The following is a 12,057-nucleotide window of genomic DNA, read 5'->3' as shown; positions in this document are numbered from 1 at the left end:
AGTTTCCTTGGATAAGTGCTTCCAACATATCGGCAAATTCCTCAGCTTGGTTTGGCACTGAAACAGGATCATACCGTCAAAAACGATTAGGATCTGGAAACATCACCTGGTTATTTTTCACTGCTTCAAGATTAGTCCAAATCGGACTTTCCGTATCGGACTTCCCTACTTCATACATTTCTTCTTTAACGTTTTTAAACGTTAAGTATGGATATACAATAGTTGGCGCAATTTGTGAAAGCTTCCCATAATTGCTTGGATCATTATTTTGAGTAATGATTATGACCAGGGTAAGTTCCGGAATCTTTTCATACTCTGTTCCCTCACCCATATTCTCCACATTCTTTATTAAATCTTGAATATGCGGATTATTAAGATCCCAATCAGAAGCTCCGACTGGCTCCACATCCAAAGCTAAAAGCGTAGCTAAAAATCCTGTATGTGCAACAATCCGCTTAAGGATTGGTTGGAATTGTCACTTCCCCATTAACCATTTCGACTACCCGTGTTTCTTCAGCAGCAGCCTTATTATCTCCTGACTTTTTCTCTGAACTTTGGCTAACCTCATTACTGCTGCAAGCAGTCAATAGGACAAGCAAGATAACGTCAATAATGCGTATAGTTTATTATGTATATACTTAATTTCCTTCACTCTCCCAATCATGATTAATGACTTATAATTGATAATGATAACCATTTTCAATTGTAACAATAGTAATCTTTAAAAGACATAGACAATGATAACTAATTCAACATGGACAAATATCAGATTCACTACCTATCCAATAAATATTTCACTTGAATTTCCATTTGCTTCTCTAAAGCCATACCTTCACTAGCCCAAAAGTCTTCAAGGCGCAACAGATAGATTTGTCTATTTTTTGCGGCAGGTAACTGACGCCAAATCTCAAGGTCACAGATTCTTTTCGCTTGCTCCATGGAATGCACAACGACAAACATATGGTCTGCTGCATAGGCAGGGAGTTCATTTTCAGAAATTATAAGATGCTTATTAGGCTCCAATACCTCCTTTTGAATCCGTTTCGCCGGAGTCAGCTTCAACATTGTATAAAGGTTGAAGGCTCCCCTTGCAGATGCTTTCCATATCCCTACATTCCCTTCCCACCTTAACTCATAAAGTCCGAATGTCTCCCCCTCTTCCACTACTTCTTTCAACATTTTCCTGGCACTTTCCGCTTTTTCCTTAAATTTCCGAATCCACTCATTCGTTTGGGCCTCTCTTCCAACGATTCTTCCGATCAGCTGTACTTCTTCCAAACGGTCATGTGTATCCCAATCAAGCATCATAACCGGCGCTATTGACTCCATCTCCTCTATCACCTTTTGATTCTGATATAAATAAGTAGGGGCAATAATTAAATCCGGCTTTAATTTACGCCATTGCTCACTAGTAGGCAATGTGTCAGGAGATAATTGGATTGATGAACTCACTTCCTCCTCCAAAAACTCAGGGACATTGAAATACGATGGGAGGACAGCGGCAGGTTTTATCCCTGTCGCCAGCAATGCACCTGTAAACTGAAGGGTAATGATTCGCTCGAATTTTCTTTCTTTCCTGAACTCACTTGGCGACATTCCAGTCTTCTGACGGAATTTCCTGCTTAAATATAGGCCATCCTGATAACCGACTTTGCGTGCAACCTCTCCAATTGTCAGAGTATGTTCAAGTAAAAAGACCTTAGCCTTATCCATACGAATATGCGCTAAATAGGCAGAAAAACTCCAACCTGTTTCCTTTTTAAATCTTCCTGAAAAGTAGTTTGGATGATAGCCAAAGTATTGTGCTACTGTATCCCTCGATAAGGCCAGATGAGAGTGCACATGAATATATTCCAGCACGGAATGAAACGGCGAGTTTAATGTACGCTGTTGAAATGATAGGAATTCCGCCTCGACTTTCGCTATTAATTCATTTAACAAATAGGCTCCATTTGAATTTTCGGCTTCTTTAGTGGACATACTAATCAACTGTGCTGCTAAACTTTTCACTTCTATTGAAGCATGACTATAAAACAAGCCTTGCCGAGGGAAAAAATCCGATGATTGCTGGTAACGTAGTTCTTCCTCCGTCGCTCCAATCAACTTGAAACTAGAAAAAAACAACAAATCATAAATAAGTTCAGTTCCCCCTGTATTTCGAACTTCAATCTTATCCTGAGTTGTAATTAACAACACCGAACCGTTTTCAAGGTCGAACTTTTGACTTCCGAATTGAACCTCTGCCGTTCCAGATAAAATAATGAAAAGAACCATCAGTTCTGTTTGATATTCAGCTTTCTGCCTTTGATCGGTACAAATATGTATTCCTTCTTTAAAACAGTACAATCTTTTTTGTAGTAACATCCCATACTCCCTTCATCTGCCTCATTCCAGCTTCAACCACAACACTACCGCTTTTGCAGGAAAAAATGTATTCACCTTATGGAAGCATATAATGATTATTCATTTAGACAATTTTTAATTGATATTGATAATCAATAAATCTTATTCTCCAACCTCTAACCTACTATTAGCTACGGAACAAAGTGATTTGATCCCTATTTATATGACATTCCACCAAGAAATTCGACTATTTACCTTTTGTTTTAACCTGTCCACCACCGTAATTGATTATCATTATCAATAAACTTTATCTCCTTTTTGGGATTATCGCAATCTTTATACAATAAAACCGAATTCCATCATCCCTTTTTTTCAAAATAAAGAGTCCATTCCTTTTTGGAAATGGACTCTTTATTCCGATAATTTGAAACACCTTCCAAAGGCATTAGTTCAAATTAAACGGAGATTTATTTAATTAATTTACGAATAGATATAACTTTCGATGATATTTCACAAATGCCTGCTGATCCTTTTCCGTGTAGTCCATCCACTTAACTTTCTTGCATCTTTCCTCTAATCTCTCATTCAGTTCATCTTCTATTTCATTCATGAAACGAATGATTTCCCCATAGGGCATATTGAAATGACGGGCTGCGAGCCGCGGCGGAGAATGCTTTACCAGCAATCTCATGAATTGATCGACCGTGTCCGACTTCGAAGCAAGATAATCTTCTTCGTTCACGATGAATTCATACACTTGTTTTTTCACGCCAGAAAGTCTGGTCACTTCGTCGCGCAATAAAAACTCCATTAATCTTTCGTTCATAGGGCTCTACCTCGAATTGGTTTATATTTAAATCCTTTTAGTTATGTATGAAAAGTCTATACTGCTCGATACCTCATTATGACATCGTAACCGCAAGCCAGCAAGCAATTCCTCCACCAGTATACAAAACGAAACAATTACGATTTATGATCATTTTAAGTAAAATAACATGTATATGCCTTATAGTCAACGTTCGTGTTGTGTGACATCTACGGATGCATATTAAGCATCCTTTATTGGAAAAATAAGTTCGTGAACGAATGGATCAACTCTTTATTAATTTTTGTATATGTAAAGAGAATAAATTTGTTAAAATTTGATATAATAAATGTAATATTTAGTAAATTAGCATCTTTTCCTAGAATTTGCTTTTGCAAAGGGGTAAAATGAAGCTAATGACATCTTATTTTTTCTAAATGTTTCCGAGGAGTTATAGGGTGGGTATAGCAAGTACATAGTGACAGCTGAAATGCTGTCCGACATATCGGTTGTTTTCATTTGTTCAGAATAACAATGAAAAGAATAAGGAGTGATTTTTTGAAACCTTCAACAAATCGCATGTTAACCCGTATTAAATCCGTTTATATGTTCATTAGTAATAACGGTACGGTTTCTACTCAAGAGCTTGTAGAAGAATTTGGCATCACTCCTCGAACTGTGCAGCGCGATTTAAATGTCTTAGCATACAATGACCTTGTTCAAAGCCCAAGCCGAGGCCTTTGGACGACAACAAGCAAAAAGGTGAAGATGTCATCGTAAAAAGAACGACCACCCGAACAAGATCGATATGTAAAATACTTTGAGGCGGACAATATTGTCCGCCTCATTTTTTGTGTTCGGCTATCATTCAGTCGGTTGGCCCGCCTTTAACTGTTCAAGCTCCTCCGCCGTCAACTCACGGTATTCACCAAGCTCAAGTTCCTCATCAAGCTGTAAACTCCCCATGGAAAGACGCTTTAGGTAAACGACACGTTTGCCAACGGCCTCAAACATCCGCTTCACCTGATGGAACTTTCCTTCCATGATCGTCAGCTCGATATCCGATGTCAGACCTGATTTTAAAATGTTCAATTCACCTGGTTTTGTTTCGTATCCATCATCCAAGGTCACGCCATTGCGGAATGCCTCGATATCCCGTTCCGTTACTTCGCCATCAATGACCGCAAAATATGTCTTAGGGACATGTTTCTTGGGGGAAAGCAGTTGGTGGGCAAGCTTTCCGTCATTCGTGATCAGCAATAGACCTTCTGTGTCCTTATCAAGACGGCCTACAGGAAATGGCTCGAAAACTGAATCTTCCGGCTCCAGGATGTCGATGACCGTTTCTTGATGTTTGTCTTCCGTTGCCGACAATACGCCTGGCGGTTTATTCATCATTAAATAGATGAATTCCCTGTATTCAACACGTTCACCATGAACCGTCACGATTTCCGCATCAGGATCCACTTGTTCTTTCGGGTCCTTCAGCAGCCTGTCATTGACCTTGACGGCGCCGGATTTCAGGAGCTTTTTCACTTCTTTCCTGCTGCCATAACCAATATTCGATAAAATCTTATCTATTCTCATCGTTTCCTCCTAAAGCCTTTTCAGTAAAAAGCCTTGCCTACTTTATTACAGGCAAGGCCAATATATTTTAATCTGGGATTCACCATTCAATACCCCTTTTTTCACGCATCAAACTTCCGGCTTATAATCCTAATTTTGCTTTTAACCGATCGATCCGGGCACCGAATAAACGATGGGCAAGTTTGCTTTTCAAGGAAAGCGCCGCATAAATGAGCGCTCCAAAAATTGCACAAACGGCCACGATCAAAATCGCCTGGAAGCGCCCTTCCGTTGTAAGCCACAGCGATAATAAACAGTACATCCCCCACGCAGCCAGTCCCATTATCATGGAAAAAACAGTGATCAAAACAGTTCTTCTGATGGTAAGGCTGTAACGATATCCAGTAAAGTAGGTAATGACATACAAATTCAGCAGCACAGCAGCCAAGTAGCCGAACGCCGTGGCATAAACGGATCCTTCCGTTTCAAACAACTTGATCAATGGGATATTCAAGCTCAATTTGATTAAAAAGCCAACAAGCAGGCTGAGAACCGTATATTTTTGCTGATTGATGCCTTGTAAAACGGCCGCCGAAATGGAAAAAAGCGCAAATAAGACCGAAACCGGCGCATAAGCCTTCAGAACACTGATTCCAAGTGGATCATGGCTGTAAAAGGCGCTATAGATTGGATCGGCTAGCACCGACATGCCAATGACCGCTGGAATCGTAATGAACAACAAAATTTGGAAGGCTTGGTTCAGCTGGCGATTGAACTCTTCCGCATCCTCGCTTACATATGCCTTCGTCACCGAAGGGAGAAGCGCCATCGAAAACCCGGTTGCAAGCGTCATCGGAATCACGACAAGCTTCTGGGCATATACATTCAACACCCCAAGGGCATCTTCAGCGACATGCTGCAACCCGATGGATGCCATCGCTTTATTGAAAGACAGTAAGTCCGCAAACTGAAACAATGGCATCGCGATTCCGACAAATATGAAAGGAATCGACGAAAGAAATATTTCTTTATAGATCTGCGGCAGGGAGATTTCCATCGTCCCCCGGTCTTTTTTCATCAAGCTGTCCAAATGGGGTTTTTGTTTTTTCCAATACCAAAATAACACCACTAAACCGCCGACAGCCCCGACCGTCGCCGCGAAGGTAGCTATTTGGATGGCTCTCACTAACTCTCCATCCAGGACATTCAAAACAACATACACACCGGCCAAAAGGAACGCGATGCGGACGATTTGTTCAACAACCTGAGATATGGCCGTTGGTTCCATCGCTTCATGACCTTGAAAGAAACCGCGGATGATGCTCATGAACGGTACAAAAATCAAGGCGAAGCTGACTGCCCGTATGACCGCCGTGACATCCCTGACATCTTCCTTATTGACCCCAAAGACTTCAGTAAACAGCGGGGCCATCGTATAGAGAATCAAAAAGGCGAGAAAACCGGTGATAACCATTAATTTCAGGCTCGATTTAAATAACTTCTCGCCGACGGCGTATTCCTCGAGCGCATTATACTTCGAGATGAATTTAGAAACTGCAAGCGGCATGCCTGCCGTTGCAAAGCTAATGAAAATGGTATAGGGGATATACCCATATGAATAGAGTGAGGCCCCTTTATTCCCAACCATATGTTCAAATGGGATGACGTAAAATAAACCAAGAACCTTGGAAATGATCGCTCCCAGCGTTAATATAAAAGCCCCTTTTAAAAACTTAGATGACATCTAATCCCTTCCTGCCTCTGTCAGTTACGTTTCACACGCTCTTTATCTTATCATATTAAAGTATTTTTTCTATAGAAAACTACACTCAAGTTTATCGTTTTCGAAGGTAATACACAAACAAATAATTCCTTTTTTTCTACATTCGCAATTTGACGGGCTCTTGCTATATAATGAAGGGACTGAAAATGATAAAGTGGTGAATTAATTTGAAATATGATGTAGTGGTAATTGGCGGCGGTCCTTCCGGATTAATGGCAGCAATTGCAGCCGGGGAAAAAGGTGCCCATGTCTTGTTAGTGGATAAAGGCGAGAAGCTCGGCAGGAAACTTGCCATCTCGGGCGGCGGACGCTGCAACGTGACGAACAGGCTCTCAATCGATGAAATCATTCAGCATATCCCTGGAAACGGGCGATTTCTATACAGTGCATTCTCAGAGTTCAATAATGAGGACATCATTCAATTCTTTGAAAAATTGGGCGTGGCTCTTAAGGAAGAGGACCATGGCCGGATGTTCCCTGTCAACGATAAAGCGCAAAGTGTCGTGGATGCTCTTCTGACACGCCTGTCGAATTTAAAAGTAACGATTTATAAGAACTCCCCAGTTGCGGAAGTTCTCTATGAACATGGAAAAACAAGCGGTGTCCGCTTAAAAGATGGACAGACCATTGACACAGATGCAGTCGTGATTGCAGTCGGCGGGAAATCCGTTCCTCACACCGGTTCAACCGGAGACGGTTACGCATGGGCTAAAAAAGCGGGGCACACGATTACCGAACTGTTCCCAACTGAAGTTCCCGTACTCAGCCATGAATCATTCATTAAAGATCGTACACTTCAAGGACTCGCACTTCGCGATGTTTCTTTGAGTGTCCTTAACCCAAAAGGCAAGGCCCTGATTACACACCGAATGGACATGCTCTTCACCCATTTTGGCGTTTCCGGTCCTGCTGTTCTAAGATGCAGCCAATTCGTCGTGAAAGCGATGAAAAAATGGAACCTATCTGAAGTGGCCATGAAACTCGATGCCCTGCCGGACCGGAACAAGGAAGAGGTTTTTCAAGACATCATGAAGGAAATCAAAGCCGAACCGAAAAAAGCCATTAAAAATACCTTAAAAGGTTTAGTTCCTGAAAGATATCTTCACTTCCTGCTTGAGCGAAGCGGCATCGACCTTCAAGAACAGGGAGCGACGATATCAAATGAAAAAATCCGCCGCTTTGCAGAATTATGCAAGGACTTCCAATTCGGAGTACATGGCACCCAGCCGCTGGAAAAAGCCTTCGTCACGGGAGGAGGCGTATCCGTCAAAGAAATACATCCAAAAGAAATGGCATCCAAACTAATGGACGGATTGTATTTCTGCGGTGAAATTCTGGATATACACGGATACACAGGCGGCTATAATATCACATCGGCATTAGTAACCGGAAGACTCGCCGGAATGAATGCTGCCATGTATGCCCGTTCATAATTCCTAAAAAGAGGCTGATCCGCTAGGGTCAGCCTCTTTTAGATGCGATTTCTTGTAAGCGCCCATACATCCATTCGGTGTTTGTTAGGCATCAATTCCTGCGTAGGAACCGTTATTTCGGCTTTCATCATGCTCTTTGGCATCCGGGGCAGTTTTTTCCGCCGCAACCGCTCTGCCTTTTATATCCGGCTTTCCGTTTAAAATATTTCCGGATGATAGCGAAAAGCTTCCAGGTCGATGGTATTCCGTTCCATGAATGTGATGCCTTCACTCTCCAGCATCGCCTTCTGGTGTTCTGCGGCGCCCTCCGCTTTTATGCCGATTTCTCCCTTGGCATTGATTACCCGGTGCCAAGGAAGATCATGCTTTTTGCTGCTTGAATGAAGGATCCTTACGACCTGCCGTGCACCGCGAGGACTCCCGGCGAGCTGTCCGATTTGACCATATGTCATCACCTTACCGGAAGGTATATGTTGTATGATATTAATCACCCGTTCACTAAAACTGTCCAAATAACTCGCCCCTTTTTTTCTATCCGTTTGCTATTATCCTAATTTTATCATCGGTTATCAGGACTCCATGATGCTTGATCAAGTTCTTTTTAATCTCAGCAGGCACTCTGCAGTCATCGTATGCACAAACGGAAATCAATCCTCTTTCCTTGATAAGTTTGTCGATTCCCTTTTCATATTCGCCTATCGCTAAACTGACTTGATCGTCATGGCCCCATTCAACATGGCCCCATGTCCGCACATGCTGTTTACGTTCCGTGTATGTATTGATATTTTCCAAGAAATAATTAACCATCGTCGAAGGATGGAAGTCTCCATGAAAACAATAAAAATCAAAATTATTCATAAGATGCACTTTCTCCAATTGCTCCTCATTTAAATGCAGCTGCAACTTCTTGTACACCAAGGGAAAGATACGGTCATTTTCGACGACCAGGATATGGTCTCCCTGTTCAACACCGGTAATGATGAAAGTTGCCTCATTTTCAATGTAGGCTTCCAATTCATTAAAACAGTATAAAATATGGCCGCCATCCGATTGCTGTATATTTTCTATTAGTTGTTTCATATTGTTATCCAAAATGGATCTCCCCTTTAAATACACCAGTCCGCTCAATGTATTATGTATAACTTTACCCATTATCTCCGTGTTTGTAAAATTCATATAAGAATATAGTCAGTTTTTACTAATGTCATCTGTTATGATCTGGAATTTATTGAGTCGAATGGAGGCTGCTTTCAGTCCCGCTCATTGAAAGACCAAGGCAGCCCCATTCAGCAGATTCATTTTCCCTTTTTATGTTCACCCTTAAATCACAGGATAATACGGCACATAACGCGGGTTATAATAATAGGGCGGTCTCGGTCCTATGAGCGGCAATTCAAAGGTATTTGGGTTGGAATCATATAACAACTCCACTTTTTCATTCGATTGTCCGACCAATAATAACTTCACTTCTTCGCTATAATAATAGGGCATTTCGAAACCTCCAAAAACTTTTTTCTACCCTTCAGCATATTCGGTCTGCACGGCAACGAGCCAGTCCCCGTACATCTTCTTAATGCACGGCATATACCTGATCATCATAAAGTAATCCGACAAAACTCTTTTTTAGGAGGACTCCTCATGGCTGAAGATAAGAAAAAGAAATCATCCGATAAAGGCTATCCCATGCATCCGAATTATGGAAAGATCACTCGTTATCAAGACGTTCCCATCACAGTTCCGGAGCAACGACAATTCCGCCAGCCTGGTGTAGAAAAATTAATGGTGCCCCGGCCCATCATTGAAAATCCCAATTATAGGGGCAGCGGGAAATTAACAGGAAAGGTCGCCTTGATAACTGGCGGAGACAGCGGGATTGGCGCTGCGGCTGCCATCGCTTTTGCTAAAGAAGGCGCAGATGTTTCCATCGCTTATCTGGATGAACATGAAGATGCGAATCGGACTAAAACGAGAATTGAAGAGCTTGGACAACGTTGCTTACTGCTGCCTGGTGACTTAAGGGATAAGCAGCAATGTATCCATATCGTGGAGGACACCATCGAATCATTTGGAAAGCTCGATATTCTTTGTAATCATGTCGGTATTCAATTTCAGCAATTAAGCTTGCTTGATATTACGGATGAGCAATTCGATGATACCTTTAAAGTGAATATCTATTCCCACTTCTACACGACCCGTGCTGCCCTTCCCCATTTGAAAGCTGGGTCCTCCATCATTAATACATCTTCTGTCGTGACGTTTAATGGGAATAAGCAATTAATTGATTACACGGCGACTAAGGGGGCCAATATTGGTTTTACCCGTGCCTTGGCAAACAGTCTTGTCGATCAAGGCATCCGGGTGAACGCCGTTGCGCCCGGAAGGTTTTGGACACCCCTCATCCCGGCAAGTTTCTCGGCAGACGAAGTGACGCAAGTCGATAACCCGATGGAACGTCAAGGCCAGCCATTTGAACTGGCTCCCACCTTTGTCTATCTCGCTTCTGATGATTCCCGTTTTGTGACAGGACAAACACTTCATGTCAACGGCGGGGAAGCGACATCATCCTAATTTCCACATCGTATATGCCCTCTTCCCAGGAAACCAAGACAAACAAAAAGACTACCTTGGGTTGCCCGCGTTGCAGCAATAGGTAGTCTCATATTGATTATAGGCCAACCGGCCTTTATTTTTTTTTATAGATGATCATCGCACTGAAACAGTAGATCTGTTCCTCTTCCTCTTCACCTGTAGTGGCGACATTGTATTTGATATCGACGATTTGATTATCACGAATGTCTTCCAGGAAAAAGTTCATTTCATCCTCTAGATCCTTTTCATGCTCATAATCAAATAATTTGACTTGTATCATCGGCTCTCCCCGCCCTTTTACTATAATGATAGTTATTGTGCAGGATGCCCATTTTTCATGAGGATTATACTTGATTTGTTTGTAAAGCGGATAATATTGCAACCACTTCATCCCCGACTTCTTCTGTAGAAGCAGCACCGCCCATATCAGGAGTCAGGGCCTTTTTATCAACCATCAACTGCTCGATTACGTCCAACACTTTTGCACCCCAATCCTCGTGCCCAAAGAAATCGAGAATCTGACTGGCGGACCATATGGCCGCAAGTGGATTGGCGATGCCTTGATGTGCTATATCCGGGGCTGAACCATGAATCGGTTCGAACATCGAAGGGTAAATCCGTTCCGGGTTTAAATTGGCACCGGCCGCCAGTCCCATCCCGCCTGCAATGGCAGCACCTAAATCCGTGATGATGTCACCAAACAAATTGGAGGTGACAACGATTTGAAATCGTTCGGGCTGTTTGACAAAATACATGCTCGCCGCATCGACCAGGTAGGAATTCGTTTCTACTTCCGGATACTCCTGTCCAACTTCTTCAAAAACCTGATCCCAAAAAACCATGGAATAATTCAATGCGTTCGCCTTGCTTATGCTCGTTAACGTCCTTCCCGTCTTACGGGCAAGTTCATACGCATAACGGATGATCCTTTCCGTTCCTTTACGTGAAAAGACCCCCGTCTGCAGGACGACTTCTTCCGGCTTGCCTTTAAAAAGCCAATCACCGGCACCGGAATATTCCCCTTCACTGTTTTCACGGATGACAACCATATCGATTTGGTCACGAGTCACGTCCTTTAATGGACAGGGTGCACCTTGAAGTAATTTAACAGGTCGAACATTCACATATTGGTCAAATCCCTTTCTGATTTTCAGCAGAAGTTCTCGTAATGAAATATGGTCCGGGACACCAGGATAACCGACTGCCCCAAGATACACGGCGTCAAACTTCATCAGTTGTTCCAGTCCGCCGTCGGGCAGCATTTTGCCATGCTCAAGATAATATTCACAGCCCCATGGAAAATATGTGAACTGAAAAGAAAAATCCCCAGCAATTTCAGCCACTTGTTTAAGTACCTTTACACCCTCATCAATCACCTCAGGGCCTATCCCATCACCAGCAATGACCGCTATTTTATGTACATTCATGCTTCAACTCTCCTTTTTCTATATTTTCAGATTATAACACCCTAATTTTAACATATAACGTTTGCATTCCCCTTAGAAAAGGTTCATACAGAAAAAAGAGCCCTTTCATGA

13 protein-coding genes are annotated in these 12,057 nt (G+C 42.4%); 3 read left to right on the top strand and 10 right to left on the bottom strand.

Annotation, left to right across the window (positions count from 1 at the left end; translation table 11 throughout):
• Window positions 1-76 precede the first annotated feature (76 nt).
• The 3 genes from IOC57_RS18520 to IOC57_RS18510 form a co-directional block, all read right to left on the bottom strand.
• Window positions 77-331, bottom strand: a complete 255-nt coding sequence (locus tag IOC57_RS18520; protein WP_207440069.1) for an ABC transporter substrate-binding protein — start codon at window positions 329-331, stop codon at window positions 77-79.
• 443 nt (window positions 332-774) lie between these two features.
• Window positions 775-2,364: an AraC family transcriptional regulator gene (locus tag IOC57_RS18515; RefSeq protein WP_207440068.1), complete on the bottom strand. Its 1,590-nt coding sequence runs from the start codon at window positions 2,362-2,364 to the stop codon at window positions 775-777.
• Window positions 2,365-2,818: 454 nt separating this feature from the next.
• On the bottom strand, window positions 2,819-3,169 hold the full coding sequence (locus IOC57_RS18510) for a hypothetical protein (RefSeq protein ID WP_207440067.1): 351 nt from the start codon (window positions 3,167-3,169) through the stop codon (window positions 2,819-2,821).
• Window positions 3,170-3,706: 537 nt separating this feature from the next.
• Between IOC57_RS18510 and IOC57_RS18505 the strand changes: the two genes are divergently transcribed.
• Window positions 3,707-3,928, top strand: a complete 222-nt coding sequence (locus IOC57_RS18505; protein WP_034309346.1) for a DeoR family transcriptional regulator — start codon at window positions 3,707-3,709, stop codon at window positions 3,926-3,928.
• An 84-nt stretch (window positions 3,929-4,012) separates the two neighbouring features.
• On the opposite strand, the gene IOC57_RS18500 is transcribed toward IOC57_RS18505, so the two are convergent.
• Together IOC57_RS18500 and IOC57_RS18495 are read right to left on the bottom strand one after the other, a co-directional pair.
• Window positions 4,013-4,735 (bottom strand): pseudouridine synthase, encoded by a 723-nt coding sequence (locus IOC57_RS18500; protein ID WP_207440066.1) that lies wholly within the window; start codon window positions 4,733-4,735, stop codon window positions 4,013-4,015.
• A 121-nt stretch (window positions 4,736-4,856) separates the two neighbouring features.
• Window positions 4,857-6,458, bottom strand: coding sequence for a putative polysaccharide biosynthesis protein (locus IOC57_RS18495; RefSeq protein WP_207440065.1), 1,602 nt, complete (start codon window positions 6,456-6,458; stop codon window positions 4,857-4,859).
• A gap of 206 nt (window positions 6,459-6,664) precedes the next feature.
• Here IOC57_RS18495 and IOC57_RS18490 point away from each other — a divergent pair, with 206 nt between their 5' ends.
• Window positions 6,665-7,930: a BaiN/RdsA family NAD(P)/FAD-dependent oxidoreductase gene (locus IOC57_RS18490; protein WP_207440064.1), complete on the top strand. Its 1,266-nt coding sequence runs from the start codon at window positions 6,665-6,667 to the stop codon at window positions 7,928-7,930.
• A gap of 197 nt (window positions 7,931-8,127) precedes the next feature.
• Here IOC57_RS18490 and IOC57_RS18485 read toward each other — a convergent pair whose 3' ends face one another.
• From IOC57_RS18485 to IOC57_RS18475, 3 genes are all read right to left on the bottom strand, one after another.
• On the bottom strand, window positions 8,128-8,442 hold the full coding sequence (locus IOC57_RS18485; RefSeq protein WP_207440063.1) for an MGMT family protein: 315 nt from the start codon (window positions 8,440-8,442) through the stop codon (window positions 8,128-8,130).
• A gap of 19 nt (window positions 8,443-8,461) precedes the next feature.
• Entirely contained in the window at window positions 8,462-9,022 is a 561-nt protein-coding gene (locus tag IOC57_RS18480) for an MEDS domain-containing protein (protein WP_207440062.1), read from the bottom strand.
• A gap of 228 nt (window positions 9,023-9,250) precedes the next feature.
• Window positions 9,251-9,421 carry a hypothetical protein gene (locus tag IOC57_RS18475; RefSeq protein ID WP_207440061.1) on the bottom strand — a complete coding sequence of 57 codons (171 nt, stop codon included), beginning with the start codon at window positions 9,419-9,421 and terminating at the stop codon, window positions 9,251-9,253.
• A 147-nt stretch (window positions 9,422-9,568) separates the two neighbouring features.
• On the opposite strand from IOC57_RS18475, the gene IOC57_RS18470 reads away from it, so the two are divergent.
• Entirely contained in the window at window positions 9,569-10,498 is a 930-nt protein-coding gene (locus IOC57_RS18470; RefSeq protein ID WP_207440060.1) for an SDR family oxidoreductase, read from the top strand.
• 115 nt (window positions 10,499-10,613) lie between these two features.
• Here IOC57_RS18470 and IOC57_RS18465 read toward each other — a convergent pair whose 3' ends face one another.
• Window positions 10,614-10,799, bottom strand: coding sequence for a sporulation protein Cse60 (locus tag IOC57_RS18465; RefSeq protein WP_048682016.1), 186 nt, complete (start codon window positions 10,797-10,799; stop codon window positions 10,614-10,616).
• A gap of 64 nt (window positions 10,800-10,863) precedes the next feature.
• Window positions 10,864-11,946 carry a tartrate dehydrogenase gene (locus IOC57_RS18460; RefSeq protein ID WP_207440059.1) on the bottom strand — a complete coding sequence of 361 codons (1,083 nt, stop codon included), beginning with the start codon at window positions 11,944-11,946 and terminating at the stop codon, window positions 10,864-10,866.
• Window positions 11,947-12,057 lie beyond the last annotated feature (111 nt).

The sequence above is a fragment of the Bacillus sp. SD075 genome (assembly GCF_017355165.1).
GTDB lineage: Bacteria > Bacillota > Bacilli > Bacillales > DSM-1321 > Peribacillus.
The sequence above is the reverse complement of the archived record's forward strand: the minus strand, read 5'-3'. Positions and strand labels throughout refer to the sequence as shown.